Genomic DNA, 25,510 nt, shown 5'->3' with positions numbered 1-25,510 from the left:
TGTCCAAAGCCTGGGCAATCTCACCGATACTCTTCTCATCTTTGGCAATGGAAAGTGAATCTTCCAACCGCTTTATGGCATCACGCACCTTGTATTTTTCCAACACTTCTCGATATGCTTCTTCCACGGTTATTGAACCTTCGGCTTTTGGGATCATACGTGTGTCTTGATCAATATATACGGTTATCTCATCGCCGTCCTCCACATCCATAATCGCTTGGACTGGTCCCTTTTTGGAGAAGGTTAACCATGTGAGATAAAAATCTTCATTTTCGGTAAAAATGTGTTTAAGGGAGAAAACTTCTTTTCCTTTTTCAAGGTAGCAGGAATCCAGAAAACAGTATTCGCTTCCAACAAGAGCGACCCAATATACATATTGCGGCTCATCTGTCAACAAGTTGTCGATATAAACCGTTATTTTCACGGGGGCTTTATCGTCTGCCAATAATGGGGATATACAAAAGAAGAAACTTAAGCCGGCTAAAATAAAAAATTTAATCATATCAAATATTCGTTATAAATTTAAAATACAGATATAGGGCAATAATTTCAAAGTCGAAAGGTATTTTACCTCTTACTTCCTTCAGAATCCACTTTTCGTCGTGTCTTCTTATACCCCAGCGCACCAAAAAGATTGGAAGGAGAAACTCCTTCCAATCTTCGAACTCAGATCATGAACAAGTAACACTTACATAGCCTTCCGTCCCATGCGCTTCCTTTATCCTCTCCACGGCGTCATCTGGAGAAGTTGCGCATGCAACTCCCGTAAAAGTCGCTCCTGATTCTCCAACCGTTACACAAGTGTACAGCAACTCTCCGTCGTAACAGTAAGGACTCTCAACACCTCCACTGCCACCACTTCCTCCAGTACCACCACTACCTCCGGCACCACCGCTACCACCATAGATAGCTTTCATTTCACTGTTTTCTAATACTACTGCGTTTTGCAGTTTGATTTTGCTTAGCTTCTTCATATTATTATATGTTTTAGAAGTGCAGCAGGTTAATACTGATCTCCTTGACTGCTGCGCCCAAAGATACCAGTTTTTATACCACTATCAAATTCCGTCACCTGTAAAATACCGGATATCTTCAATTTTAGAGTTATCCGGAAGTTTATAACCATCCACCAATATCGTAGGAGTAGCTCTCAATCCGGATTTTTCCTTCCATTGTTTGTGTGAATCAAATTCCCTGATCACTTCCTCCATTTCAATATCCACTGGATGTAACCTGAAAAATTCTTCTTTGTCGAACTTTCCTTTCTCAAACCATTCGTCATAAACCATCTTACTCTCTCCGTTCTTCTGGAAATAGGCGCCGATAAGGTATTTATTGGAGACTTCCAGTTCTTCATTGAAAGAGGAGAAGATATACTGTACACAGATATTCCCATTCTGTTCCAATAACTTATTGATTCTTTCATGCATCCGGGAGCAGGGATTACAATGAGGATTGGAAAAGACTGTTATCAATAGATTGGAGTCGGGATTTCCCAATAAAATCCGAGAGGTATCTTTGGACACTTCATAATGCGGTTGCTTTTTTAGCAATGCTTTAAACACATCCTCGTCTGCCTTTATACTGTTTATCTCATACCGGATGTTATCCGTATTCCGGCTTTTGGATATAACAGGGGCAAGTATATTGATGGTTAGAATGGAGATCAAATAGATACTGCCAGTAAATAACAAATCCAATAAATTAATAGCGAAAGATTGAAAATGGCCAAATCCCATACCGATAATAAATATAGCCCATAAAAGAAGCATAACGGTCAAACATAAAGGACACCATTGTTTTGCCTTGAATTTCTGATACCAGATACTCCAAAAGCTATAGAACAAGGACAATACATTAAAAAGAAGTAAAGAGGGGACCAACAAGGGGAAAAAGCAGAGGATGACCAAATTAGAGACAAAATATCCCAACCCGGCCTCGCTCCATCCTATCACTCCCAAAAACTTTGCCGCGTCCGATTCCAGAATATTGTTACAATCGTTATGCTTGAATAGGAAACATAACTTGTCAGCATAATCACTATGAATATGCAGTTGCTTTAAAACCAGCAAGTATCCAATATAACCACCTATGATATTGATTGCAAGCAACGACAGGATTCCGAGTTGTGTATATCCCTTATTGGAAATGAAAGCAACAGTGAAAAGAAAGACAATCGCCGAAACAAGAATTATTTTCTGCAAGGTACTAAACAACTCTTTTCTTGCATGCAATTCGTAATCCGGCTCCTTTGAATTATTATCTGGTTCTGCAATCAGGACATATCCTGTCCACATCTTGAAAAACTCCTCGAGTGGAATGTTTGCTTTTTGGCTTCTTCCTATAAACCGGATATCATTGTCCCCGATTGTTTCCACAACCACAAAATCATCACCTGTATGGGCTATAAAAGGAGGATAGAGAGAATGTATCCCATCCTTATCCGATATCTTTACGCCCATGTTCTCAACGCCATAGTCTGTCAACATGGATGATAATCCATACAGATTATACTTATGCGGGTGTTCATTGAAATATTGACGGGAAAAAGACCTCGTATGTTTCACACCCGCCAAGTGAAGAAAAGTTATAAGGACATTATCCATCATTGGGGATAAATTCATTCAAAACTACTAAAAACAACGATTTACCCTATTCTCTCAGGAGCGGAAGTAGGTTGCCCATTTTTGTTTATTCTTATACGATAGGCTACCCCATCAATAATGACCGTAATATATTCATCGTCATCATCACCTCCTATAATCGAGGCCAGTTCCTTTTGTGATATTACTTGAAAACGGCTAGATGTAAAGTGTTTCTTTTTCATTCTGTTTTTATTTTATAAGATTAGTAGATCGTTCCTAGTATTAGTCGCAAAAATATAGGCTTTTCCACAGAAAAAACCTATTTTTTTCTAATATTTTCTATCCAGACTCTCCGAAATCACCTAATCAAAAAATTAGAATGGGGTCTGATTTTAAAAAATAGTTGACGGAAAATTCTTTAATCTCCAATAAAAAAATTATATTTGCAACACAATAAATTCCTAATAAGTATGAAAAAACGCTTAACAATATCCGCCATAATGGTATTGTTCCTATTGATAGCTTCACAATTAGTATGGATCGGACAAGTAGCTGAACGGGATAAAAGCCGGTTTAAAGATGAGGTAGGCAACTCAATCAGGGATATTGTTAAATATCAATGCGCCAAGCAAACATTCGATTTATTGGGGGCAAATGTAAACTCTCCAAATATTACCTTAGAAAGAGTAGATATTGATTCCCTACATACCAATGAAAAAATATATGGTAATATTGATACTAAAAAAACCGATACTGATTTACCCCTATCCCACTTCCTGGAGGCAGCTATAACCGAAAGACTATTCGATAATAACACATTAAATTTACAAACCGTAGATACGCTATTTCAAAACAAATTCCCTTATACTACCGAACTTTCGGCTTATAGTTTCGAGATGCAGGAAAAGAGCATAACCACAGACTCATTATATAGCGGAACAAAGGCCATAAAACAATTGAATGATACTACAAAAGGTATATATATTACCATGCCATTAGGGACAAGTGGTAATTACCGGTTCATCTCACATTTTATCTTTAAACCGACAACAGCCACACAACGAATGACAATACTTGTCATTATATCAGCCGTAGCCGTTGTGGCTGTGGCGATTATCTTTTTCGTACTGCTATATCAATTGCAGCAACAGTTGTACAGATTGCAATTTCAGGAAAAGAGGGCAAGGGGTATTGTACACGATTTAAAATCACCACTAAATTATGTCTTCTCCATACTCGACCTGCTTGAGTTAACTGAAAAAAGCAGCAATAAGATAACGGAAGGAAAATCACGTATAAAACAACTGATCAGTAATATTGAACGCATGCTCTCTGAGGTAGAGTTTAATGGAAAAAAAAGTGCTACCCTGAAACCAGGCTTTTACGATTTGACCCAGTATTGCCGCGAATTATCGAACGATTTGGGGGCAATCCACAACGAGAAAGCCATCACAATAACAACCGAAATCGCTCCGGACGCCAGTATAATTTTTGTAGATCCTTTCTATTTTAACAGTTGCCTGCGTAATCTGTTGGAAAATGCCATTAAATATTCTGACAATACTCCCGTCATTACAATAACCGCCAAAAAAGAAAAAAATAATATAGTAATCGCTATTGCCGACCGGGGACAGGGTATTCCTAAAAAGGAACAACGTAAGATCTTCGACGATTTTTACAGATCTCCGCACCAATCTACCGAGAAGGGACACGGCATTGGTCTGTCCACAGTACAACAGATCGTGAAAGCGCATCGCGGCAAAATCAAATTAAAGAGTGAAGAAGATAAGGGTTCTGTTTTTATGATTATCATTCCCCATAAAATCAAATAAAAATATAATATGGATCTATTAAGAGTTATTTTGGTAGATGATGACCTCGAGTTTGGTAATATAATTTGTACAGGGCTTACCATTTTAGGATATAAAGTACATTTTCAAACTTCGCTGGCCGGTATTGAGGAAGTCATCAAACAGTTTTCTCCCTCAATCATCGTACTGGACGTAGAAATTGGTGAAGAAAATAGCATTAAAAAAGCAAAGGAACTTATTTCGCTCTTCCCTTCGATCCCCATCCTGTTTGTGTCTTCACATAAAGATATCTCTTATATCACTGAAGGAATCGAAGCTGGTGCAGTAAATTACCTGGAAAAACCTTTTGAGTTGATAGTACTGAGCACCTATATCAAACGATTTGCCAGTAAAGATTTGGTCTCAAAAAAGATATCGATTGGGAACTATTCATTAAATACAGATACAAACCAATTATTTTATAATGATTTATTGTTTGAAAAGATCACACCGTTAGAGAGAAACGCATTGGTATTATTTTGGAAAAACAAAAATAAACCAGTCACAATAGAACTATTGTCAAGAGATTTATGGGGAAGAGAATACTCCTCCGAATTGGATCCCAAGATACACAATCTGATCTCCAGGTTACGTAAACTTTTGAAGAGAGATGAACACGTCGTAAGAATCATTACCGTAAAGAACGAAGGGTATCAATTGTCTATTTTATAATCATTAGTCGTTATCTCTAAATATCAACCTGAGTGAATTGTTTTTGATGACGTAGTTCCAGATCCAGTTGATAATCACGACCAGTTTATTTAGTTCTGAGGATCAATAAACACAAAACATTATTTGCGACTTCACTTGTATAATACCTACACATAAAATCAGTGAAAACGTTTTTCATTCAGATTGATACCCAGCTATTTCAAGGGCTTTTTCTAAAACGGCATCACGTCCTATTTTTACATCTTCGGGAGTATCCTCAACATACACGTCCGGAGCTATTCCCATGCGATAAAAGTAATGATCGACACCCATCGTGCTCAGCGCTTTCATGCCAGTGAAAATTGCCTCCCTGCCCGATGGCAGATTAATCACGTTAATCCGTCCGTTGCAACCTCCCGTGTTTGAGCCAACAAAAAAGCCTAATTCTCTATACCGCACATTATCAAGTGTCTCCTCAAGGTTGCTAACCATATTTGGTCCTATTAGGAATATATTTTTCATGTTTGGCTCACTGCGGGGTAAGGAACGGAGCGTATCCTCAATGACAGGGGTCCGGGGACATGCAACTTCCGGCGTAATATATCTATTGTTGTATTTTAGTTCTGTTTCCGGATGTAATAGAGGAATCATATAGCGAAATAAAAAACGGGAGCCGCCTCTGGCATCAACAATCACGGTTTGATGCGATTCCCTCTCGTCAAGTAATTGTTGCACTTCATCGAAATCACTCATGCTTGTATTGATGTAGAGCACATTGCTGTCAAGCCAACGGCTTGATTTATCCTGGCACCGGAAAGGGGATGAATAATAGAGCTCTCTGTATTTGGACGAAGTCACAGCACTTGTTCGCATGGTCAGGATTTCGTTGTCCCGCAAAACTTCCATTGTTATTTTACCGGGAGCCATGCTATAATGGGACCACCATCCATGCGCGGCCACGGCGGCTTGGTAATGTTTCCCGCCTGAAACAATTTCCTCAAAAGATGCAAAGTCCCTCAACGCGTCAGCACCGTTTATTTTCAGGATGACGTCCCCCCTTTGGAAAGAAGGGTCCATCGCATCCACGACAACTATCCGGTCATTAATCTTTCTCACGAACAGTGGCAGGTATTTCTCGTCGCTGTTGTTCCCGTTGGTTTCAACGACGCGTGCATGTGCGTCTTCCAATTTTGCCATCATCCGCCTTAGCGGTCTCGCATCGTATGATTTATCGCAGGAGGATATCGCCGACAGGGTATTTATCAATTCATTGCCCCAGTTTACAGGCACCTCGGACAGATAAGGGCTGAAATATTCTATCACATTCCACGCCACCATCGCGTCCGCCCACATATTGATACTTTCGGGCACGGACGCCGTTGCGATTTCCATTTGCGATTTCAGGTTCGATAAGGCGCCGCGGTCACTTGCCGGGAATGTTTGCCCTTTTGTGCCGTGCAGAGCCAGCGGAACGTGCACATACAACCCTTCTGCCAATTTCCGGGATTTGTAGTCGCCAAAACTGGCGTGTTCCTCAAAAAGCAGGTTTTTTGTTTGAAAGCAAACACCTTTTTCAGTAGCAGTATATTCATATAGGTGCGTGTGCATATTTTTCACGTCAAAATCCCCACCCGCAATAGGCATGCTGATTGTTTTGCCTTGTGATATATCTTCTATAACCATCATGTCCACACAAAATGATCCCTCGCCCTCTGTGTGTACACCCCAATATATACTTGAATTGCTAACAGGACGAACCTGCAATCCGCATTCATATTCTTCCCATTCCCCGGTGTTCACGAGCGGTTTCAACGCGGTGTCGGCACAAAAGGTGATGTAAGCGTCATCCTCGTCGGTCAGCCTGAGGAATATCTTGAGATCGTCGGATAGTGTTGTTTTCTTGATCCGGGCTTTTAGCCTTAATTCGTGCCCTTTGTAATCTTCGGCGGGGAAGTAAGAATATATCGCGACCCTGCTTACATTGCGAGTTTGAACCGGACGGTTTATCCTTTTGCTTACATAGTAGTTGCTCCATATGCCCAGGTCAACTCCATGGTGCTGCCACGCCACCAGGTGTATCCCGCTTGTGTCGGGCGGAGTTATAAAGGATTGATTTGAGGGGATTGAGTCTTCCGAAAAGAGAATGCCGGGTGCAATTGGATTGAAGAGTGCCTCCAATGTCTTTTTCAAGTCATCCACAGAACGGCTTCCGGTTACCTGCGACGCGCCATACCGGGCAAACCGGTTCCAATCAATTTCTTGCGCCTCATCCGAAGGATGAAACCAGCGAACAAGCCCATAGGTGTATGCGAAAGCCGTAAGGTTTTCGACTTTTCGTGTACCTGTGTTGTTGCAAGCACCGAGCGCGATAGAAAAAATGGCAAAGATAAATGCTAATCGTCTCATTTTTGGCTTTTATTTTATGAAGGATGACTATTATATTTTAGCAAAATCTTCATGGAAAATACGATTAGTGCTTTCATCATAAAATTTTAATTGATTGTCATAGTCATATGTTCAGAAAGCAAAAATGTTATTATCCAAACATTTTAATATTCCATGTAAAACTTCATTAATAATGGATTATCGTCCGGATCTCTTTTACTTTGCATCATGTCAAACTTATCTTTTAATTCAGGATATTTCAATTTTGACTTGCTTACATTTGAGAAAACAAGCTCTTCTTTTCCTTCCTCAACCATATCCAAAGGCGTAATAGGATCTGTTTCTCTTAGAAGACTCCTTATAGAAGTATTTTTACCACCATCTATATCATTCAAAATAACTGTAGAATGATAGGAAGACTCTCCGGTATTTATATCAAATTTATACAAGAAACCACTCACACTTCTTAGTGATCCATCATTAATAAACATGAGTTCCAGATAAATGCAATCATCGTTAATCAACATGCTATTTATTAGAATTTTTCCGACTTTCGCAAGATCCACCCTTCGATTATCAAAAATATCATCAACAGGGTATTTTCTTGTACCCAAATCAATGATGGCATAAGGCTCAATCCCCTTTTCCACATCGACAGAATATAAAGTGTCATTATAAAATGTTTTATAATAAAAACCATCGTCATTCCTTGAAATAGTTCGTAGGCCGTTTATATTCACTGAAAACCTATTATAAACACCTTCCATGTCGTTAGCCAACGCATGTTTTATTTTTTTATTCCTGTAGTCATATACAATCAGTTCAAAGGGCTGACAAGCTTGTTCTTTTGGCATAAAACTTGCCGTAAAAATAGCATACTGATTATCAATATACACCAATCGTAAAGAATAAAAGCAGTTGGAAAATGTAGGATATTCAGGATCATCAACAAATTGTAAATCGCCTAAATAATCTCCATTGAAATTATAACTTAAAAGGGAAGACGATCTATTTGGAGATTTTACATATACAATATTATTGTCCTTGTCTATAGCCTCATTCACTTGTACATATTCTCCGGGGCCTTGTCCCTTTCTACCTATCTGACGGAGAAATTTACCTGTATTCGCATCAAATTGAAGAATAGAAAATAAGTCAACCATAAATAAAAAATCTCCATATATAATCCCAGACCTGTCATAAGGTAAAAGACAGTCCGGTGTTGTTTCCAGTTGGACATACCCTATACTATCTACGAATTCAGATAATAGCATTGGTTTCAGTGAAGAGAAATCAGGTTTATCTATCTTCAGGCAGTACAATGGGGGAGTATCTTTGTTGTCTACCCGATCAGCATTATGGCAGGATAATAAACCAAACAGCAGAAATAAGATATAAATGTATTTCATTAGTAATGTTATTTTAGTTTAGCAATAAACAGCACATTATTGTCATCTTCATCCAGAGATTTAAGCATTTCCTCCAGTTTTTTACGGTCTTGAGTAGAACAGTCTCTTTTCGCCAGACGAGTTTCGATATGCTTGATAAGTTGCCAAGGCTCAAACATCTGATAGAACCAACCTTTATTGTAGCTGAAAGAGGGTCCATCGATATTCCCGAAGAAATCATTAATCACTCTAATATAACTGGATGTCTGTTTCTTTTTATTTACGGCAATCACTCCACTACCGTAAACAAATGCCAGATAAAAATCCGGTATCTCGTTGTAAATATGCCACGGCAATTCTTCTTTCCTTTCAAAATCTACAGTAAACTTTGGATAAAGCTTATGTACCACGTCTATTTTGATAGCACAAGGGAACAGGTAGCTGCTCGTCACAAAGATATATAAAATTTATATAGAATAGTATTTCCCTATATTCCTTTATGAAAAAGCCGCATATGTAGTTTCATGTATTATTATTTTCTCAATATAAAAATTATTCGTCATTGTCTTTGAGTATCAACCTGAGTGAATTGTTTTTGGTGACGTAATTCCAGGCCCAGTTGATAAAGACGACCAGTTTATTGCGTACGCTCAGGATAAGCATCAGGTGAAGGAACATCCATACCAGCCATGCGAAGCGGCCTTTGAACTTCACGAAGGGAAGGTCTACTACCGCCTTGTTACGCCCGACAGTGGCCATAGTACCCAGGTTACGGTATTCATACGGTTTCAGGTCGGCTTCTCCTTTTTCGATCTTCTGCAGGTTCTTCGCCAGATTCTTGCCCTGTCCGATCGCCACATTGGCCAACTGCGGATGTCCCTTGGGATACTTCTCAGTCTCCATATAAGCCACGTCACCCACAGCAAACACATCCTGCAGCCCCTCTACCCTATTGGTCCGGTCCACCCTGATCCTGCCGTTGGGCAGCACCGAATCAGCGGGAATTCCTCCGATGACATTACCGGTCACACCCGCCGACCAAATGACGTTGCCGGAAGGAATAACTTCCCCGTTATTGAGGGTTACCGTCTCTCCATCGTAGTCCTTCACGATGGTGCCGGTCTTCACGATCACACCCATCGAACGGAGATAGTCTTCCGAATATTTCTGTGCGAAACTGCTCATATTGGAAAGTGTATGGCCGCTTCCCTCCAGGAGATAAACCTGCACCTTTTCGGAGTCGATATTGGGATAGTCCTTCGGCAATATCTCCCGGGTCATCTCGGCAAAAGCACCTGCCAGCTCCACGCCGGTAGCTCCCCCTCCCACGATGACGATATTGTATAACCCCTCTTTCTTTTCAGCATAGAGCAGCTTCTCAAAATTATAGAGGATAGCATTCCGCACATTGATGGCCTGATAGGTGGATTTCAACACAAGGGCGTTCTCCTCTACCTGTGTATTGCCGTAGAAGTTGGTACGCGTACCGGTGGCAACCACCAGATAATCATAGGGAAAACGACCGACGGAGGTCTCCACATACTTCTCATCTCCATTGACGGAGTAGACATTGGCAAGACGGATACGGACATCCCTTCTCTTCTGGAATATTTTTCTGATGGGAAACGAAACGGTGGAAGGTTCAATCTGCGAGGCAGCCACCTGATAGAATAGCGGAGGAAACTGATGATGGTTGATCTTATCGATCACGATGATATCAAATTTCCCCTTTTTCAAATGATTGACGAATTGCAATCCGCCAAAACCACAACCTATAACAACAATCTTTTTCATACAAATAATAAACAGTTGTCGCTATAAAAAGTTGAATGCGGAAGGGGTAAAAAAGCAAAAAAGCGCTACAAATCACTTGCGGCGCTTTTCTTTAATGTTTAACATTTTAAAAATCACAGCTTCGCTGCAAATACATGATCGACTGAGTGTTTTAGGTCTCCGTCTTCATGACAATGTACCCACAGCGTTTCTTGTTAAAGGAAAGGCTTACTGCCCTTCCTCTGTCTTTTCTTCTGCTTCACCGGCAGGAGCTTCTTCAGCTTGTGGCTGTTCAGCTACTACCTCATCAGCGCTCACTTCGGCAACGGGTTCAGCTACTTCTGCCTCTACAGTTTCAGTAGCGGGAACTTCTGTTTCTTCAACGGATTTTACCTCCTTGGCTTTCTTGGCCTTGGGTGCGTCGGTAGCAGCTACAGCAACGGCATCTCCGGATGCTTTTCTGCGTGAGCGACGGGTTTTGGCTTTCTTAGCCTTACCTTCTCCCAACATGTTTTCGTTGAAATCAACCAGTTCGATGAAGCACATGGCAGCGTTGTCACCCAAACGGAATCCGGTCTTGATGATACGGGTGTATCCTCCGGGACGGTCGGCCACTTTCTGCGACACGGTCTGGAACAATTCCGTAACGGCTGTCTTACTCTGCAGCAGGCTGAACACTTCGCGGCGTGAATGGGTAGTATCCTCCTTGCTCTTGGTGATGAGGGGTTCTACGTATTTTCTCAATTCCTTGGCTTTGGGAACCGTAGTAAAGATGCGCTTGTGCAGGATGAGCGAACTGGCCATATTGGATAACATGGCAGAACGGTGCGCAGTTTTACGTCCCAAATGATTATTTTTCTTATTATGTCTCATTGCAGTTTTTAGTCTTTATCTAATTTGTACTTCGATATATCCATGCCGAACGTAAGCTTCAGGCTATTGAGCAGTTCATCGAGCTCAGTAAGCGATTTCTTTCCGAAGTTACGGAATTTAAGCAGGTCGTTCTTGTTGTGTGAAACCAATTGTCCGAGTGTTTCCACGTCAGCTGCTTTCAGGCAGTTGAGTGCCCTTACCGACAGGTTAAGGTCAGACAATTTACGTTTCAGAAGTTGACGCATGTGGAGTACTTCTTCATCGAACTCCTCGATGCTTTCGGCATCCGATGTCTCCAGCATGATCTTGTTCTCGTCGGAAAACAATACAAAGTGCTGGATCAATATCTTTGCCGCTTCTTTCAACGCCTCCTTGGGTTGGATGGATCCATCGGTCGTAATCTCGATGGTGAGTTTCTCGTAGTCCGTCTTCTGTTCGATGCGGTAATCTTCTACTTCAAAACTTACGTTACGGATCGGAGTGTAAATAGAGTCGATCACAAGGGTTTGCACATCGTCCGACGAGATCAGTTCGCGATTTTCGTCGGCAGGCACATAACCACGCCCTTTATTGATAGTCAACTCCAGGCGCAGATCTGCTTTCTTGTTCATATGGCAGATCTCCAACTCGGGATTCAGTACTTCGAAACCGGTTAGCAGTTTACCAATATCTCCGGCCTTAAACACTTCCGTTCCCGAAATAGCGATGCTTACCTTCTCCGTCTCAAATTCTTCCACTATCCTTTTGAACCGTACTTTCTTCAGATTAAGGATAATACCTGTTACATCTTCTATAACGCCGGGAATGGTCGCAAATTCATGATCCACGCCCTCAATCTTCACCGATGTAATAGCGAATCCTTCCAGCGAAGAGAGTAGGATGCGGCGCAAGGCGTTGCCTATGGTAATGCCGTATCCCGGTTCCAGCGGGCGGAATTCAAATTTACCGGAGAACGCGTCCTCCTGTAACATGATTACCTTATCGGGTTTTTGGAATGCTAATATTGCCATGAAATTATTGTTTGGAATATAATTCTACGATGAGTTGTTCTTTGATGTTTTCCGGAATGTCGGCTCTTTCAGGTATGTGCAGTACTTTACCGCTTATAGTGCCTTTATCCCATTCCAGCCAGGGATATTTGCTGTGGTTGAATCCTGCCAATGCATTGGCTACAATCAACAACGATTTTGATTTTTCCCTTACACTCACTACGTCACCGGGTTTTACTGTATAAGAGGGGATATTTACGATTTTTCCGTTCACAACAATGTGACGGTGTGTCACCAACTGGCGGGCTCCTGCTCTTGTAGGAGAGATACCAAGACGATAGACGATATTATCGAGGCGCGATTCCAATAATTGCAACAATACCTCACCGGTAACACCGCGGCTGCGTACTGCTTTCTCGAAGGTAAGGCGGAACTGTTTTTCCAGTACGCCATAGGTATATTTTGCACGTTGTTTTTCACGCAACTGGATACCATATTCAGAGGTTTTCCTCCTGCGTGAATTTCCGTGCTGTCCCGGGGGATAGTTCTTCTTGGAAAGAACTTTATCGGGGCCGAAAATGGGTTCGCCGAATTTACGGGCGATTTTTGATTTTGGACCGGTATATCTAGCCATTTTACAAATTAAACTTTAAAACTGAAGCCTAAACTGTGCAGCCGCGATTACAGAGAAGTTGTAGTGTAATCAATCACAGCTCAAGTTTCAAGATAAATGAAACTTAAATTATTTTTCAACACATTGCACTATTTGAGTCGCCTTCGCTCCTCGATTTTCAATTCTCGCCATGGCATAATACAAGCAAGCTTGTTTTCTGTTCATTTGGCTTAACGAAATAGTTTGATTAAACTTACACTTTTCTTTGTTTGGGCGGACGGCAACCGTTGTGGGGAAGCGGAGTCACATCCACGATCTCAGTCACTTCGATGCCTGCACCATGAATAGTTCTGATAGCCGACTCACGTCCGTTACCGGGACCCTTTACATAAGCTTTCACTTTACGTAATCCCAAATCGAATGCAACCTTGGAGCAGTCCTGTGCAACCATCTGCGCTGCATAGGGAGTATTCTTTTTAGAGCTTCTGAAACCCATTTTTCCGGCAGATGACCAACTGATCACTTCACCGTTTTCATTGGTCAACGAAACAATGATATTGTTGAATGAGGATGAGATATGCGCTTGTCCGATCGCGCTCACTTTCACATTTCTCTTTTTTGCTGCAACTGTTCTTTTTGCCATGTTACCTATCTGTTATTTAGTAGCTTTTTTCTTGTTAGCAACGGTCTTCTTTCTTCCCTTACGGGTACGGGCGTTGTTTTTGGTGCTTTGTCCGCGTACGGGTAAACCGATACGGTGGCGAATACCGCGATAGCAACCAATATCCATCAGTCGTTTGATATTCAATTGCACCTCTGAACGAAGATCTCCCTCCACTTTAAATTCGGTAGAGATAATCTCACGGATACGAGCTGCCTGGTCATCGGTCCAGTCTTTCACTTTGATGTTCTTGTCAACTTCTGCTTTTGTCAGAATGGTGTTCGCTGCGCTGCGGCCAATGCCATAGATATACGTGAGCGCTACTTCACCCCTTTTATTTTGCGGCAGATCGACACCTACAATTCTTATTGCCATATATTACTTTATAGTTATTTTGATTATTACCTTTATTCTATCCCTGGCGTTGTTTGAACTTGGGATTCTTTTTGTTGATAATATACAAACGACCTTTTCTTCTCACAATTTTGCAGTCGGCCGTACGCTTTTTTAATGATGCTCTTACCTTCATACGATTAAATCTGTTTATCTTTCAGACCTTTATCACTCCCGAACGGCTCCTTCGCCAAATCGCGACTACAAAGATCAGAAAATTATCTATATTTTTATTCTTTTTTTACACTGTTTCAGGTTTGAAAGGCGAATTTACATATTTTTCACTACAATATGTACATTTTTGTGGTCTTGGGAGAATATCATCCTCACACCTAACCACCTTATCACCTCACCACCTGTCCACTTATTTATATCTGAACGAGATTCTCCCTTTCGAAAGATCATAAGGCGACATTTCCACTCTCACCCTGTCTCCGGGAAGAATGCGAATATAGTGCATCCTCATCTTACCGGAGATATGGGCGGTTATTTCATGTCCGTTTTCCAATTCCACGCGGAACATCGCATTGGATAATGCTTCGATAATTGTTCCGTCTTGTTCTATCGCTGCCTGTTTAGCCATGAATGAATATTCCGTTTTTAGTTATTTTCCTGAATAAATTCGAATGTTGATAAGATATCGGCTTTCCCGTGACGGATGGCGACGGTGTGTTCGAAATGAGCCGATGGTTTGTGGTCTTTGGTCCGTACTGTCCATCCGTCATTTTCAAAAATCACCTTCTTGCCTCCCATATTGATCATCGGTTCGATCGCGATACACATACCGTTCTTGATAAACGGTCCGATTCCGCGCCGTCCATAGTTTGGAACTTCGGGCGCTTCGTGCATCTCTCTCCCGATTCCATGACCAACCAGTTCGCGTACCACGGAATAACCGTGCTTTTCGCACCAGGTTTGTACAGCCGAACCGATATCTCCTATCCTGTTCCCTTCTTTTGCCTGCTCGATACCTTTGTAGAGTGACTCCTTCGTGGTACGCAGAAGTGCTTTCACCTCTTCGCTTACTTCTCCCACACAGAAGGTGTAGGCAGAATCGCCACAGAAGCCACGCAATTTAGTACCGCAATCGACCGATATGACATCGCCCTCCAGCAGCGGCCTGTCATTGGGAATCCCGTGCACCACGTTTTCATTTACCGAAGTACAGATTGAATTGGGAAACCCGCCATAACCGAGAAAAGTTGGAACTGCGCCATGATCCCTGATGAATTCTTCCGCGATCTTATCGAGTTGCAGCGTGGTGATCCCCGGCCTGATGTGTTTCGACAACTCTCCGAGTGTCATCCCCACCAGCCGGTTCGCTTCACGCATGAATTCGATCTCTTCGTCGCTCTTCAATATGATCACTTTGCTATTCATCTATTATTCAGATAACTTTGCCTTTTAGTAAGCAGCGATGGATCCTGTACGTCCTTTTATCCTGGCTCCCGATTTTAGGAAACCGTCATAATGACGCATCAGCAAGTGACTTTCGATCTGTTGTAATGTATCGAGCACCACACCGACAAGGATCAGCAACGATGTACCTCCAAAGAAGTGGGCAAACTGGGAATTGATACCCATCAAACCTGCAAAAGCGGGCAAGATGGCGACTATGGCAAGGAAGAATGATCCGGGCAGCGTAATCCTCGACATGATAGTATCGATATACTCCGCAGTTCTTTTTCCCGGCTTCACTCCCGGTATAAAACCGTTATTACGTTTCAAATCTTCCGACATCTGCACCGAATTCACAGTGATAGCTGTATAAAAGTAGGTGAAAGCGATGATCAGCAGGGCGAAGATTAAATTATACGAAAAACTGGTATAATCCATCAACGAAGCGAAAAATCCCGCACCTTCACGTACAGAGAACTGAGCGATAGTGATGGGTATAAACATAATCGCCTGTGCGAAGATGATAGGCATCACGTTGGCGGCATTTACCTTCAGCGGGATATATTGTCTCACACCTCCGTACTGTTTGTTACCTACAATCCGTTTTGCATACTGTACGGGCACTTTCCTTACACCCTGTACCAGCATGATTGCGGCTGCCGTCACAGCAACGAGGAACAATAATTCCAGCAAGAGGAGGATCAATCCCCCCGGAGCGTCGATCAACCGGTCATATTCAGCCACCAGGGCATGAGGCAGACGGGCGATGATACCGATGAGAATGATAAACGAGATACCGTTTCCTACTCCCTTATCGGTGATACGTTCTCCCAACCATAACACGAACATGCTACCACCGGCAAGGATGACCGTGGATGGTAATACCCAATCCCAGAAGCCTCCGGGGATGGCGTTGCCTACGGCTCCATATAGATAAGCCGGTCCCTGTATCAACAGAATCGCCACCGTAAGGTAACGGGTGTACTGGTTTATCTTCGTACGTCCGCTTTCACCTTCGCGTTGCATTTTCTGGAAAGCAGGAACAGCAATACCCAACAACTGCATCACGATGGAGGCAGAGATATAGGGCATGATCCCCAGCGCGAAGATAGACGCGTTGGCAAAGGCTCCTCCGGAAAACATGTCGAGAAGGCTTAATAAACCCGTACTGGCGTTTGCCCGCAAAGCGAGCAATTGTTCGGGGTTAATTCCAGGTAGCACAACGAACGAGCCGAACCGGTAAATAGCGACAAAACCTATGGTGATAATAAGCCTTTTTCTAAGGTCTTCTATCTTCCATATATTCTTTATTGTTTGTACGAATCCCCTTTCATTAGAGTTTTACTGCGGTTCCACCTGCAGAAGTAATGGCTTCTTCAGCCGTTTTGGAGAAGGCATGGGCCGACACTTCCAATTTAGCTGACAAAGTACCTCTGCCGAGAATTTTCACTGAATGCTTGCGGGAAATAAGTCCGGCTTCCATCAACACTTCAGGATTGATTTGGGTAAGGTTCTTAGCCTCAGCCAATGCCTGCAATGTTTCCAGATTGATGGCCCTGTATTCCACTCTTTTCAGGGGCTTGAATCCGAATTTGGGTAAGCGACGCTGCAAAGGCATCTGTCCCCCTTCGAAACCGACTTTCTTTGAGTAACCCGCTCTTGATTTCTGTCCTTTATGTCCTTTGGTAGAAGTTCCTCCTTTTCCCGATCCGGGGCCGCGGCCAATGCGTTTGCGGGTTGTGGTAGAACCTTCAGCCGGTTTTAAATTCGATAAATCCATTGTATATTGTCTTTATTTGTTTGTTATACACTAATTGCCAAGAGTCATCCGTCAAGAACCAAGACTATTAGAACCAAGAGCCAAGACTGATAGAGCCAAGACTTCTAAACTTCTTCATTTCGGACTTCTTGTTTATTACTCTTACCGACACATTTTCAATTGTCAATTTTCAATTATGGTTACCAGATGCTGTACCTTACGTACAAGTCCACGGATAGAGGGAGTATCTTCATGCTCCACTACACGCTGCATTTTGGTCAGTCCCAAAGCATCTAACGTTTTCTTCTGATCTTTAGGAGCTCCAATTCTGCTCTTTGTCTGTTTGATTTTTATTGTAGCCATTTCAGATTCCTTTTTATCCGTTAAACACTTTTTCCAAACTCACTCCCCTATTCTGGGCCACCGTGATGGGATCTCTCAACTCGGTCAACGCAGCAATTGTTGCTTTGACGAGGTTATGAGGATTGGATGATCCTTTCGATTTTGCCAACACGTCGGTGATACCCACACTTTCCAATACGGCACGCATAGCACCCCCTGCTTTTACTCCGGTACCGGTAACGGCCGGTTTGAGGAATACTTCAGCACCACCAAAATGGGCGATCTGCTCATGCGGAATAGTTCCTTTATAAACCGGAACTTTGATGAGATTTTTCTTGGCAGCTTCCACACCCTTGGCGATAGCCGTAGTTACTTCACCTGCTTTACCCAGACCCCAGCCAATGATGCCGTCTTCGTTTCCTACCACAACCATCGCGGCGAATGTGAACGTACGTCCCCCTTTTGTCACTTTGGTGGTACGGTTGATTGCCACTAAACGGTCTTTCAGTTCAATATCGTTGGTCGTTTTTACCTTATTTATTACTCCTGCCATGATCGTTAAAATTTAAGTCCGCCTTTACGGGCAGCGTCTGCCAATTCTTTAATACGTCCGTGATAAAGGTAACCGTTTCTGTCGAACGTCACCAACTCTACTCCGGCTTCCCTCGCATTCTGAGCAATCAGTTCACCCACTTTGGCTGCAATCTCTTTCTTGGGAAGTTTATCTTCCATCTTCAAAGAGGATGCCGATGCCAATGTCTTACCGGTGGTATCGTCGATCACTTGGGCATAGATCTGCTTATTGCTTCTGAATACCGAGAGGCGTGGTCTCTCGGGAGTACCGTGTACTTTACCCCGTACACGGGTTTTTATCTTTAATCTTCTTTCGTTCTTTGTCAACATAGTGAATTCAGTTTACATGTTATTTAGATGACGTCTTACCGGATTTGCGACGTATCTGTTCACCTACGAAGCGTACACCTTTTCCTTTGTACGGTTCCGGTTTACGGAATGAACGGATCTTGGCACATACCTGGCCCAGTAATTGCTTGTCACAAGACTCCAGAATAATAAGCGGATTCTTGTTCCTCTCCATCTTGGTTTCAACCTTGATCTCGTCGGGCAACTGCATGAAAATACTATGAGTATATCCCAATGATAATTCCAGTACCTGACCGTTGTTGGTTACACGATAACCTACACCCACGAGTTCCAGTTCCTTGCGGAAACCTTGTGAAACACCGATCACCATATTGTTCAATAAAGAGCGGTAGAGACCATGCAACGAACGGTTTTCCCTCTCGTCATCAGGACGTTCAATAGTAAGCACACCGTCGTTGAGTTCGATCTTCATGTTGCCACTCACTTGCTGAGTCAGCTCCCCTTTCGGGCCTTTCAGCGTAATCAAATTATCTTCTCCTACAGTCACTGCAACTCCTGCAGGTACCGTGATGGGTAATTTTCCTATTCTAGACATACTATCTCTCCTTCAAATTAATAAACGTAACATAATACTTCCCCACCCACTTTCTGTTCGCGGGCTTCTTTATCGGTCATTACTCCATTTGAAGTAGACAGTATGGCAATACCCAAACCGTTGAGCACGCGGGGCATATCCTTGTATCCCACATAGCGGCGCAAACCGGGACTGGAAACTCGTTCCAGTTTCTTGATTGCATTTACCTTGTTTACCGGATCGTATTTCAAGGCAATCATGATGCTGCCTTGGGGACCGTCCTCTACGAACTTGTAGTTCAGTATGTATCCCTTTTCGAAAAGTATCTTAGTGATATCTTTCTTTAGATTTGATGCGGGAACCTCTACCACTCTGTGCTTTGCCATGATGGCATTTCTGAGCCGCGTCAAATAATCTGCTATTGGATCTGTCATATATTAAAATTTTAAATTGATCCCGACCACCGGGACAATATTTATTCAATTGAAAATGGAAAATTGAAAATGGAAAATTATCTTTTCATTTAATGGATAATCGACTGCTGATAATAGGCAGGCTTTAACACCTTCCCACTTTCCCACCTTATCTCCTTTCCACTTATTTTACCAGCTTGCCTTCTTCACCCCGGGGATTAACCCTTTGGATGCCATTTCGCGGAACTGGATACGTGAGATGCCAAACTGGCGCATATATCCTTTAGGGCGGCCGGTGAGCTTGCAGCGGTTGTGCAGGCGTACCGATGAGGCATTCTTAGGTATGGATTGAAGTGCTTCGTAATTGCCTTCAGCCAGGTATTTTTCTCTCTTCTCGGCGTAACGGGCAACCATCTTGGCTCTCTTCACCTCGCGGGCTTTCATTGATTCTTTTGCCATTATCTACTGAATATTTTTTTGTTCTGTTTTAAAAGGTAATCCGAATTCTCTCAGAAGTGCGTATCCCTCTTCGTCGGTAGCTGCCGTGGTCACGAATGTAATATTCATTCCCAACAGGCGGGAGATATTATCGATATTGATCTCCGGGAAGATGATCTGCTCTTCAATACCCAGCGTGTAGTTGCCTCTTCCGTCGAGTTTGGCATTGATTCCCTTGAAGTCACGGATACGGGGTAGTGCCACACGTACCAATCTTTCGAGGAATTCATACATCTTGTCGTGACGCAATGTTACGCGTACGCCGATGGGCATTTTCCTACGCAGTTTGAAATTGGAGATGTCCTTACGGGAAACAGTAGCGACTGCTTTCTGTCCGGTGATGGTAGTCAGCTCGTTGATCGCCGTCTCGATAATTTTCTTGTCGGCCACAGCGATACCCAATCCCTGGTTAATCACGATCTTCTCGAGCCTGGGAGCCTGCATTACAGTGGAGTAATTGAACTCTTTCACCAGCGCAGGAACAATACGCTCTTTATAATCCTTTTTTAAGCTTACTTCGTATGTTGTAGTACTCATTTAATCTCCTCCCCAGATTTTTTAGCGTAACGAACCAATTTGCCTTTACTGTTTTCTTTCCGTCCAACGCGGGTAGGTTTACCGGTTTTAGGATCAACCGGATTCAGGTTTGAGATGTGCACGGATGCCTCTTTCTTCTCAATCCCTCCATTCGGATTCTGGGCGTTGGGTTTTGTATGTTTCGATACCATGTTTACGCCTTCTACCACGGCGCGGTTCTTTTTTACCAGAACCTCAAGCACGCGGCCGGTCTTTCCTTTGTCTTCGCCGGAATTGACATAAACCGTATCGCCTTTCTTTATATGTAATTTACTCATTGCCTGTGATTGATTAATAGATTATAATACTTCGGGAGCCAGAGATACGATTTTCATGTTCGTAGCGCGCAATTCACGGGCAACCGGCCCGAAAATACGGCTTGCTCTTAACTCTCCGGCATTGTTCAAAAGTACGCAGGCATTGTCGTCGAAGCGGATATATGAACCGTCGGCACGACGGATTTCCTTTTTCGTACGGACAATGATCGCTTTTGATACAGAGCCTTTCTTAATATCACTCGAAGGGATTGTGCTCTTGATAGCTACAACAATCACATCCCCTACCGATGCATAACGTCTGCCGGTACCACCCAGCACACGGATACAGAGCGCTTCCTTGGCTCCACTGTTGTCGGTTACTGTTAATCTTGATTCTTGTTGTATCATCTTACTTGGCCCTTTCCATTACTTCAATCACTCTCCATCTCTTTGTCTTACTCAAAGGACGCGTTTCCATTATACGCACTGTATCACCGATGTTACAGTCATTCTTCTCGTCATGGGCGTGAAATTTCTTCGTTTTATTAACGAACTTCCCATATATAGGGTGTTTTTCTTTCCATTTTACAGCAACGGTGACGGTTTTATCCATTTTATTGCTGAAAACGACCCCGATTCTTTCTTTCCTTAAATTTCTCGTTTCCATTCTGTCAATTATTGATCTTTTTTCATCTCTCTTGCACGCAGTTCCGTATGGATACGGGCAATATTCCTGCGCTTGTCCTTTAATGAGCCTGAATTGTCGAGAGGAGTAATGGTGTGGTTGATACGCAACTGTGTGAGTGCAATCACTTCAGCATCCAATCTTTCTCTCAGGTCTTTATCGGATAGTTCTCTTAATTCTTCTTGTTTCTTCATCTCGGCTTACGATTTTTGCTCATAATTATAATCTCTTCTCACCACGAATTTAGTGGTAACCGGCAATTTCTGAGCCGCTAAACGCAAAGCCTCCTTGGCCACATCAAAAGGAACACCTTCTATTTCAAAGATGATTCTTCCCGGGGTAACAGGCGCTACGTATCCTTCAGGATTACCTTTACCCTTACCCATACGCACTTCGGCAGGCTTTTTAGTGATAGGCTTATCGGGGAAAATACGTACCCAAACCTGTCCCTGACGTTGCATGTAGCGTGTTACGGCAATACGTGCAGCCTCAATCTGGCTCCCGGTAATCCATTTAGATTCCAGTGATTTAATCCCGAAAGAGCCAAACGCCAGCTGGTTGCCACGTCCGGCAATACCTTTCATACGGCCTTTCTGCTGTCTTCTGAATTTCGTTTTCTTTGGCTGTAACATATTCTCTTCAATTAAGCATTGTTTTTATTTCTTCTGCGTCTGCCACCACGGCCACCACCTTCGTTGCGATTGCCACCACGGTTACCACCGCCGCTATTGCCGCCGCGATTTTCCTTGGATGTGGCGAATGAAGGAGCAAGGTCTTTCTTGCCATATATTTCACCACGGCAAATCCATACTTTAATCCCGATAATACCCACCTTGGTGAGCGCTTCTGCCTGTGCGTAATCGATGTCGGCACGGAAAGTGTGCAGAGGAGTTCTTCCTTCCTTATACATTTCCGAACGGGCCATTTCAGCGCCGTTCAAACGACCTGATACCTGAATCTTGATCCCTTCGGCTCCCATCCGCATGGTGGAAGCGATGGCCATCTTCACGGCGCGACGATATGCGATCTTGCCTTCGATCTGGCGAGCCACGTTGTTAGCAACGATGACAGCGTCGAGTTCCGGTTTCTTGATCTCGAATATATTGATCTGGATATCTTTATCGGTGATCTTCATCAACTCTTCTTTCAACTTGTCGACCTCCTGGCCTCCCTTACCGATAATGATACCGGGGCGGGCCGTACAAATTGTGATCGTCACGAGTTTCAATGTTCTTTCAATGACGATGCGGGATACACTTGCTTTGGCAAGACGGGTATTCAAATATTGGCGGATCTTGCTATCTTCCAGCAAAATGTCGCCATAATTATTTCCGCCGTACCAGTTAGAGTCCCATCCCTTGATGATCCCTAAACGATTTGCTATCGGATTTACGTTTTGTCCCATCTTATTAATTTTGTTCTTGTTCTTCTTTTTTGAATGTATCTACCACGATCGTCACGTGATTGGAGCGTTTGCGGATCCTGTATCCGCGCCCCTGCGGTGCAGGACGAAGACGCTTCAGCGTAGTGCCTTCATCCACGGATATGGTCTTAATATAAAGTTCACCGGTTTCGGCTTTACGTTCGTTTTTCTGTTCCCAGTTAGCGATGGCCGACAGCAACAGTTTTTCAACCTTGCTCGACGCTTCCTTATTGGAGAATTTCAAAACACCCAATGCCTTGAACACTTCCATGCCACGCACCATATCTGCTACATAACGCATCTTACGGGGCGAACTGGGAACGTTTTTCAACACCGCGAAAGAAATCTCTTTACGCTCTTCTTTTCTTCGGTCGGCTGATATTTTTTTTCTAGCACTCATCTCTTTTTCTGTTTTTTATTTCGTTAAGCGCCCTGATCTTATTTCTTACGGTTACCTGCGTGACCGCGGAATGTGCGGGTTACGGCAAATTCGCCAAGCTTGTGCCCCACCATATTTTCAGTCACATACACGGGAATGAATTTATTTCCGTTGTGTACAGCGATAGTGTGTCCCACAAAATCAGGTGATATCATCGAAGCACGCGCCCATGTCTTGATCACGGCTTTCTTGCCGCTCTCATTCATGGCGTTCACTTTTTTCTCTAATTTCAGATTGATATACGGACCCTTTTTTAATGATCTGCTCATAGTTATTTATTAATTAATCAGATTACTTCTTTTTTCTTCTCTCTACGATGTATTTCGAAGAATGTTTTTTAGGCGCTCTTGTTTTCAAGCCCTTTGAATATAAGCCCTTGGCTGATCTGGGATGACCTCCCGACGCGCGACCTTCGCCACCACCCATCGGGTGATCGACCGGGTTTTTCACCACACCACGGGTGCGGGGACGACGTCCGAGCCAACGAGAACGGCCGGCTTTACCTGATTGTTCCAGAGCATGGTCCGAATTACCAACACTTCCAATAGTAGCTTTACATGCCGACAAAATTTTGCGAACTTCACCGGAAGGCATTTTGATAATGGCATAATTCTCTTCACGAGACACCAATTGTGCAAATGTTCCGGCAGAGCGTGCCATCTTTGCCCCTTGTCCCGGACGCAATTCAATGTTATGAATTACCGTACCGATGGGAATAACCGACAAGGGTAGTGCATTTCCAACTTCAGGAGCCGCTGACGGCCCCGACATCACTGTGGTTCCTACTTCAAGGCCGTTGGGCGCAAGGATGTACGCTTTCACTCCGTCGGCATAATACAACAACGCGATGCGTGCCGAACGGTTAGGATCATACTCTATGCTTTTTACTACGGCCGGGATACCATCTTTCGTTCTCTTGAAATCGATAACCCTGAAACGCCTTTTGTGTCCGCCACCAATATACCCCACGGTCATCTTACCCTGGTTATTGCGGCCGCCCGACGCTCTCTTACCAACTACAAGAGATTTTTCCGGTACACTTGCAGTGATCTTTTCAAATGAACCGATAATCTTGTGTCTTTGCCCCGGTGTTGTGGGCTTTAATTTACGTATTGCCATTATTTTTTAGATATTGCTAAATAAATCGATTGTTTCACCTTTCTTCAAGGTGACGATTGCTTTCTTGTATGATGAGGTACGTCCATTGACAACGCCAGATTTTGTGTACCGGCTTCTCAGTTTACCATCATACTTCATCGTATTCACGCTTTCCACTTTTACGTTATACAGCGCTTAAACGGCATTTTTAATTTCAACCTTATTAGCAGAAGGCTCCACAATAAAACCGTAACGGTTTTCGAATTTGTCCGTTATAGCGGTTTGCTTTTCTGTGAATATGGGTTTTACTATTACACTCAGTTCGTATCTCCTTATGCTTTAAACAGGGTATCAATGACAGCTACCGATGATTCCATCATCACCAGACCGGCGCAATCCATAATTTTGTATGTATTTATGTCAGAAGCTGTTATCACATTGATACCGCCCAAATTTCGGGCCGACAAATATACGTTTTTATTTTGATTCGGCAAAACGAAAAGTAGCTTTTTATCAGTGAGTTGCAGATTTTTTGTCAACTCTACAAATTGCCTGGTCTTAGGGGTATCGAAAGAAAAATCTTCCACCACTACAATGGCATTATTCTTTGCTTTCAATGAAAGAGCCGATTTACGTGCCAACGCTTTCACTTTCTTGTTTACCTTGAAGTTGTAATCGCGTGGTTTAGGACCGAATGCACGACCTCCACCTACCAACACGGGTGAATTGATGTCACCCCGACGGGCACCACCACTCCCTTTCTGACGGATCAGCTTGCGTGTACTGCCTGCGATTTCGCTTCTTTCTTTCGATTTATGCGTACCCTGACGCCGGTTGGCCATGTATTGCTTCACATCCAACCAAATAACATGATCATTGGGTTCAATCCCGAAAATGGAATCGTCGAGTGTCACCTTCTTGTCTGTTACCTCTCCTTTGATATTATATACGCTTAATTCCATTTTATTTCTCTATTGCTACGATTGAACCTTTGCTTCCCGGAAT

36 protein-coding genes and 2 pseudogenes are annotated in these 25,510 nt (G+C 43.1%); 2 read left to right on the top strand and 36 right to left on the bottom strand.

What is annotated here, in order from left to right; all coding sequences use genetic code 11:
* The 4 genes from VB073_RS15650 to VB073_RS15635 form a co-directional block, all read right to left on the bottom strand.
* Positions 1–502: hypothetical protein (locus VB073_RS15650; RefSeq protein ID WP_323405123.1), on the bottom strand; the 502-nt coding region annotated here is incomplete at its 3' end.
* A 169-nt stretch (positions 503–671) separates the two neighbouring features.
* A complete protein-coding gene (locus tag VB073_RS15645; RefSeq protein ID WP_323405122.1) occupies positions 672–974 on the bottom strand; it encodes a TIGR04149 family rSAM-modified RiPP in 303 nt (100 codons plus the stop codon).
* A gap of 84 nt (positions 975–1,058) precedes the next feature.
* On the bottom strand, positions 1,059–2,609 hold the full coding sequence (locus VB073_RS15640; RefSeq protein ID WP_323405121.1) for a vitamin K epoxide reductase family protein: 1,551 nt from the start codon (positions 2,607–2,609) through the stop codon (positions 1,059–1,061).
* A 38-nt stretch (positions 2,610–2,647) separates the two neighbouring features.
* Positions 2,648–2,827 (bottom strand): bacteriocin, encoded by a 180-nt coding sequence (locus VB073_RS15635; protein WP_323405120.1) that lies wholly within the window; start codon positions 2,825–2,827, stop codon positions 2,648–2,650.
* A gap of 228 nt (positions 2,828–3,055) precedes the next feature.
* Here VB073_RS15635 and VB073_RS15630 point away from each other — a divergent pair, with 228 nt between their 5' ends.
* Both VB073_RS15630 and VB073_RS15625 read left to right on the top strand, forming a co-directional pair.
* Positions 3,056–4,417 (top strand): HAMP domain-containing sensor histidine kinase, encoded by a 1,362-nt coding sequence (locus VB073_RS15630; RefSeq protein ID WP_323405119.1) that lies wholly within the window; start codon positions 3,056–3,058, stop codon positions 4,415–4,417.
* 9 nt (positions 4,418–4,426) lie between these two features.
* Positions 4,427–5,107: a response regulator transcription factor gene (locus VB073_RS15625; protein WP_323405118.1), complete on the top strand. Its 681-nt coding sequence runs from the start codon at positions 4,427–4,429 to the stop codon at positions 5,105–5,107.
* A 174-nt stretch (positions 5,108–5,281) separates the two neighbouring features.
* On the opposite strand, the gene VB073_RS15620 is transcribed toward VB073_RS15625, so the two are convergent.
* The 32 genes and pseudogenes from VB073_RS15620 to rplD form a co-directional block, all read right to left on the bottom strand.
* Complete coding sequence (locus tag VB073_RS15620) at positions 5,282–7,492, bottom strand: hypothetical protein (protein WP_323405117.1); 2,211 nt, start codon at positions 7,490–7,492, stop codon at positions 5,282–5,284.
* A gap of 143 nt (positions 7,493–7,635) precedes the next feature.
* Positions 7,636–8,880, bottom strand: a complete 1,245-nt coding sequence (locus tag VB073_RS15615) for a 6-bladed beta-propeller (RefSeq protein WP_323405116.1) — start codon at positions 8,878–8,880, stop codon at positions 7,636–7,638.
* Positions 8,881–8,888: 8 nt separating this feature from the next.
* Positions 8,889–9,269, bottom strand: coding sequence for a hypothetical protein (locus VB073_RS15610; protein WP_323405115.1), 381 nt, complete (start codon positions 9,267–9,269; stop codon positions 8,889–8,891).
* A gap of 142 nt (positions 9,270–9,411) precedes the next feature.
* Positions 9,412–10,653, bottom strand: a complete 1,242-nt coding sequence (locus tag VB073_RS15605; RefSeq protein ID WP_323405114.1) for an NAD(P)/FAD-dependent oxidoreductase — start codon at positions 10,651–10,653, stop codon at positions 9,412–9,414.
* A gap of 372 nt (positions 10,654–11,025) precedes the next feature.
* Positions 11,026–11,505: pseudogene (gene rplQ / locus VB073_RS15600) on the bottom strand (50S ribosomal protein L17); the annotation flags it as partial.
* Between the two features lie 8 nt (positions 11,506–11,513).
* Positions 11,514–12,515, bottom strand: a complete 1,002-nt coding sequence (locus tag VB073_RS15595; protein WP_323405112.1) for a DNA-directed RNA polymerase subunit alpha — start codon at positions 12,513–12,515, stop codon at positions 11,514–11,516.
* 4 nt (positions 12,516–12,519) lie between these two features.
* Positions 12,520–13,128 carry a 30S ribosomal protein S4 gene (gene rpsD / locus VB073_RS15590; RefSeq protein ID WP_323405111.1) on the bottom strand — a complete coding sequence of 203 codons (609 nt, stop codon included), beginning with the start codon at positions 13,126–13,128 and terminating at the stop codon, positions 12,520–12,522.
* Between the two features lie 232 nt (positions 13,129–13,360).
* Positions 13,361–13,750 (bottom strand): 30S ribosomal protein S11, encoded by a 390-nt coding sequence (gene rpsK / locus VB073_RS15585; RefSeq protein ID WP_323405110.1) that lies wholly within the window; start codon positions 13,748–13,750, stop codon positions 13,361–13,363.
* Positions 13,751–13,762: 12 nt separating this feature from the next.
* The gene (rpsM, locus tag VB073_RS15580) at positions 13,763–14,143 is read right to left on the bottom strand and encodes a 30S ribosomal protein S13 (protein WP_019541317.1); all 381 of its coding nucleotides are present in this window, start codon (positions 14,141–14,143) and stop codon (positions 13,763–13,765) included.
* A gap of 37 nt (positions 14,144–14,180) precedes the next feature.
* Positions 14,181–14,297 (bottom strand): type B 50S ribosomal protein L36, encoded by a 117-nt coding sequence (ykgO, locus tag VB073_RS15575; protein WP_076929107.1) that lies wholly within the window; start codon positions 14,295–14,297, stop codon positions 14,181–14,183.
* Between the two features lie 228 nt (positions 14,298–14,525).
* On the bottom strand, positions 14,526–14,744 hold the full coding sequence (infA, locus tag VB073_RS15570) for a translation initiation factor IF-1 (RefSeq protein ID WP_019541318.1): 219 nt from the start codon (positions 14,742–14,744) through the stop codon (positions 14,526–14,528).
* A gap of 17 nt (positions 14,745–14,761) precedes the next feature.
* On the bottom strand, positions 14,762–15,529 hold the full coding sequence (map, locus tag VB073_RS15565) for a type I methionyl aminopeptidase (RefSeq protein WP_323405125.1): 768 nt from the start codon (positions 15,527–15,529) through the stop codon (positions 14,762–14,764).
* 36 nt (positions 15,530–15,565) lie between these two features.
* The gene (secY, locus tag VB073_RS15560) at positions 15,566–16,870 is read right to left on the bottom strand and encodes a preprotein translocase subunit SecY (protein WP_323405124.1); all 1,305 of its coding nucleotides are present in this window, start codon (positions 16,868–16,870) and stop codon (positions 15,566–15,568) included.
* Positions 16,871–16,892: 22 nt separating this feature from the next.
* Entirely contained in the window at positions 16,893–17,339 is a 447-nt protein-coding gene (gene rplO / locus VB073_RS15555) for a 50S ribosomal protein L15 (protein ID WP_323405109.1), read from the bottom strand.
* 162 nt (positions 17,340–17,501) lie between these two features.
* Positions 17,502–17,681: a 50S ribosomal protein L30 gene (gene rpmD, locus VB073_RS15550; RefSeq protein ID WP_323405108.1), complete on the bottom strand. Its 180-nt coding sequence runs from the start codon at positions 17,679–17,681 to the stop codon at positions 17,502–17,504.
* Positions 17,682–17,694: 13 nt separating this feature from the next.
* Positions 17,695–18,213, bottom strand: coding sequence for a 30S ribosomal protein S5 (gene rpsE / locus VB073_RS15545; protein WP_323405107.1), 519 nt, complete (start codon positions 18,211–18,213; stop codon positions 17,695–17,697).
* 5 nt (positions 18,214–18,218) lie between these two features.
* Positions 18,219–18,563, bottom strand: a complete 345-nt coding sequence (rplR, locus tag VB073_RS15540; protein WP_323405106.1) for a 50S ribosomal protein L18 — start codon at positions 18,561–18,563, stop codon at positions 18,219–18,221.
* 19 nt (positions 18,564–18,582) lie between these two features.
* The gene (gene rplF, locus VB073_RS15535) at positions 18,583–19,137 is read right to left on the bottom strand and encodes a 50S ribosomal protein L6 (RefSeq protein ID WP_323405105.1); all 555 of its coding nucleotides are present in this window, start codon (positions 19,135–19,137) and stop codon (positions 18,583–18,585) included.
* Between the two features lie 17 nt (positions 19,138–19,154).
* Complete coding sequence (gene rpsH / locus VB073_RS15530) at positions 19,155–19,550, bottom strand: 30S ribosomal protein S8 (protein WP_323405104.1); 396 nt, start codon at positions 19,548–19,550, stop codon at positions 19,155–19,157.
* Between the two features lie 168 nt (positions 19,551–19,718).
* Complete coding sequence (gene rpsN / locus VB073_RS15525) at positions 19,719–19,988, bottom strand: 30S ribosomal protein S14 (RefSeq protein WP_323405103.1); 270 nt, start codon at positions 19,986–19,988, stop codon at positions 19,719–19,721.
* Positions 19,989–19,991: 3 nt separating this feature from the next.
* Positions 19,992–20,564, bottom strand: coding sequence for a 50S ribosomal protein L5 (gene rplE, locus VB073_RS15520; protein ID WP_323405102.1), 573 nt, complete (start codon positions 20,562–20,564; stop codon positions 19,992–19,994).
* Positions 20,561–20,881 carry a 50S ribosomal protein L24 gene (gene rplX, locus VB073_RS15515; protein WP_076929090.1) on the bottom strand — a complete coding sequence of 107 codons (321 nt, stop codon included), beginning with the start codon at positions 20,879–20,881 and terminating at the stop codon, positions 20,561–20,563. Before rplX ends, rplE begins: the two co-directional genes overlap by 4 nt.
* A gap of 21 nt (positions 20,882–20,902) precedes the next feature.
* Entirely contained in the window at positions 20,903–21,268 is a 366-nt protein-coding gene (gene rplN, locus VB073_RS15510) for a 50S ribosomal protein L14 (protein ID WP_323405101.1), read from the bottom strand.
* Position 21,269: 1 nt separating this feature from the next.
* Positions 21,270–21,527, bottom strand: a complete 258-nt coding sequence (gene rpsQ, locus VB073_RS15505; RefSeq protein ID WP_323405100.1) for a 30S ribosomal protein S17 — start codon at positions 21,525–21,527, stop codon at positions 21,270–21,272.
* 8 nt (positions 21,528–21,535) lie between these two features.
* A complete protein-coding gene (gene rpmC / locus VB073_RS15500; RefSeq protein ID WP_323405099.1) occupies positions 21,536–21,739 on the bottom strand; it encodes a 50S ribosomal protein L29 in 204 nt (67 codons plus the stop codon).
* A gap of 6 nt (positions 21,740–21,745) precedes the next feature.
* Positions 21,746–22,177 (bottom strand): 50S ribosomal protein L16, encoded by a 432-nt coding sequence (rplP, locus tag VB073_RS15495; protein ID WP_323405098.1) that lies wholly within the window; start codon positions 22,175–22,177, stop codon positions 21,746–21,748.
* An 11-nt stretch (positions 22,178–22,188) separates the two neighbouring features.
* Complete coding sequence (gene rpsC / locus VB073_RS15490) at positions 22,189–22,950, bottom strand: 30S ribosomal protein S3 (RefSeq protein WP_323405097.1); 762 nt, start codon at positions 22,948–22,950, stop codon at positions 22,189–22,191.
* 4 nt (positions 22,951–22,954) lie between these two features.
* Positions 22,955–23,368, bottom strand: coding sequence for a 50S ribosomal protein L22 (rplV, locus tag VB073_RS15485; protein ID WP_323405096.1), 414 nt, complete (start codon positions 23,366–23,368; stop codon positions 22,955–22,957).
* Between the two features lie 38 nt (positions 23,369–23,406).
* Entirely contained in the window at positions 23,407–23,676 is a 270-nt protein-coding gene (rpsS, locus tag VB073_RS15480; protein ID WP_323405095.1) for a 30S ribosomal protein S19, read from the bottom strand.
* Between the two features lie 22 nt (positions 23,677–23,698).
* On the bottom strand, positions 23,699–24,526 hold the full coding sequence (gene rplB, locus VB073_RS15475) for a 50S ribosomal protein L2 (RefSeq protein ID WP_323405094.1): 828 nt from the start codon (positions 24,524–24,526) through the stop codon (positions 23,699–23,701).
* Positions 24,527–24,532: 6 nt separating this feature from the next.
* A pseudogene (rplW, locus tag VB073_RS15470) lies at positions 24,533–24,826 on the bottom strand (50S ribosomal protein L23).
* An 11-nt stretch (positions 24,827–24,837) separates the two neighbouring features.
* Positions 24,838–25,467, bottom strand: a complete 630-nt coding sequence (gene rplD, locus VB073_RS15465; RefSeq protein WP_323405093.1) for a 50S ribosomal protein L4 — start codon at positions 25,465–25,467, stop codon at positions 24,838–24,840.
* Positions 25,468–25,510 lie beyond the last annotated feature (43 nt).

Source organism: Proteiniphilum sp. (genome assembly GCF_034927365.1).
GTDB lineage: Bacteria > Bacteroidota > Bacteroidia > Bacteroidales > Dysgonomonadaceae > Proteiniphilum.
This window is presented reverse-complemented; position numbering and strand designations above follow the sequence as displayed.

Coding starts and splice junctions, on each gene's coding strand:
- infA (WP_019541318.1), bottom strand. CDS start 14,744: ATGGCTAAACAGGCAGCGATAGAACAAGACGGAACAATTATCGAAGCA.
- rpsC (WP_323405097.1), bottom strand. CDS start 22,950: ATGGGACAAAACGTAAATCCGATAGCAAATCGTTTAGGGATCATCAAG.
- VB073_RS15630 (WP_323405119.1), top strand. CDS start 3,056: ATGAAAAAACGCTTAACAATATCCGCCATAATGGTATTGTTCCTATTG.
- rpsM (WP_019541317.1), bottom strand. CDS start 14,143: ATGGCAATAAGAATTGTAGGTGTCGATCTGCCGCAAAATAAAAGGGGT.
- rplX (WP_076929090.1), bottom strand. CDS start 20,881: ATGAGTAAATTACATATAAAGAAAGGCGATACGGTTTATGTCAATTCC.
- rpsS (WP_323405095.1), bottom strand. CDS start 23,676: ATGAGCAGATCATTAAAAAAGGGTCCGTATATCAATCTGAAATTAGAG.
- VB073_RS15635 (WP_323405120.1), bottom strand. CDS start 2,827: ATGAAAAAGAAACACTTTACATCTAGCCGTTTTCAAGTAATATCACAA.
- rplN (WP_323405101.1), bottom strand. CDS start 21,268: ATGATACAACAAGAATCAAGATTAACAGTAACCGACAACAGTGGAGCC.
- rpmD (WP_323405108.1), bottom strand. CDS start 17,681: ATGGCTACAATAAAAATCAAACAGACAAAGAGCAGAATTGGAGCTCCT.
- rplP (WP_323405098.1), bottom strand. CDS start 22,177: ATGTTACAGCCAAAGAAAACGAAATTCAGAAGACAGCAGAAAGGCCGT.
- rpsQ (WP_323405100.1), bottom strand. CDS start 21,527: ATGGAAACGAGAAATTTAAGGAAAGAAAGAATCGGGGTCGTTTTCAGC.
- VB073_RS15595 (WP_323405112.1), bottom strand. CDS start 12,515: ATGGCAATATTAGCATTCCAAAAACCCGATAAGGTAATCATGTTACAG.
- VB073_RS15625 (WP_323405118.1), top strand. CDS start 4,427: ATGGATCTATTAAGAGTTATTTTGGTAGATGATGACCTCGAGTTTGGT.
- rplF (WP_323405105.1), bottom strand. CDS start 19,137: ATGTCTAGAATAGGAAAATTACCCATCACGGTACCTGCAGGAGTTGCA.
- VB073_RS15615 (WP_323405116.1), bottom strand. CDS start 8,880: ATGAAATACATTTATATCTTATTTCTGCTGTTTGGTTTATTATCCTGC.
- rpmC (WP_323405099.1), bottom strand. CDS start 21,739: ATGAAGAAACAAGAAGAATTAAGAGAACTATCCGATAAAGACCTGAGA.
- rpsK (WP_323405110.1), bottom strand. CDS start 13,750: ATGGCAAAAAGAACAGTTGCAGCAAAAAAGAGAAATGTGAAAGTGAGC.
- rplB (WP_323405094.1), bottom strand. CDS start 24,526: ATGGCAATACGTAAATTAAAGCCCACAACACCGGGGCAAAGACACAAG.
- VB073_RS15620 (WP_323405117.1), bottom strand. CDS start 7,492: ATGAGACGATTAGCATTTATCTTTGCCATTTTTTCTATCGCGCTCGGT.
- rplO (WP_323405109.1), bottom strand. CDS start 17,339: ATGGATTTATCGAATTTAAAACCGGCTGAAGGTTCTACCACAACCCGC.
- ykgO (WP_076929107.1), bottom strand. CDS start 14,297: ATGAAGGTAAGAGCATCATTAAAAAAGCGTACGGCCGACTGCAAAATT.
- rplV (WP_323405096.1), bottom strand. CDS start 23,368: ATGAGTGCTAGAAAAAAAATATCAGCCGACCGAAGAAAAGAAGAGCGT.
- rpsD (WP_323405111.1), bottom strand. CDS start 13,128: ATGGCTAGATATACCGGTCCAAAATCAAAAATCGCCCGTAAATTCGGC.
- VB073_RS15640 (WP_323405121.1), bottom strand. CDS start 2,609: ATGATGGATAATGTCCTTATAACTTTTCTTCACTTGGCGGGTGTGAAA.
- rpsN (WP_323405103.1), bottom strand. CDS start 19,988: ATGGCAAAAGAATCAATGAAAGCCCGCGAGGTGAAGAGAGCCAAGATG.
- rpsE (WP_323405107.1), bottom strand. CDS start 18,213: ATGGCAGGAGTAATAAATAAGGTAAAAACGACCAACGATATTGAACTG.
- rplE (WP_323405102.1), bottom strand. CDS start 20,564: ATGAGTACTACAACATACGAAGTAAGCTTAAAAAAGGATTATAAAGAG.
- rpsH (WP_323405104.1), bottom strand. CDS start 19,550: ATGACAGATCCAATAGCAGATTATTTGACGCGGCTCAGAAATGCCATC.
- VB073_RS15605 (WP_323405114.1), bottom strand. CDS start 10,653: ATGAAAAAGATTGTTGTTATAGGTTGTGGTTTTGGCGGATTGCAATTC.
- rplR (WP_323405106.1), bottom strand. CDS start 18,563: ATGTTGACAAAGAACGAAAGAAGATTAAAGATAAAAACCCGTGTACGG.
- VB073_RS15645 (WP_323405122.1), bottom strand. CDS start 974: ATGAAGAAGCTAAGCAAAATCAAACTGCAAAACGCAGTAGTATTAGAA.
- rplD (WP_323405093.1), bottom strand. CDS start 25,467: ATGGAATTAAGCGTATATAATATCAAAGGAGAGGTAACAGACAAGAAG.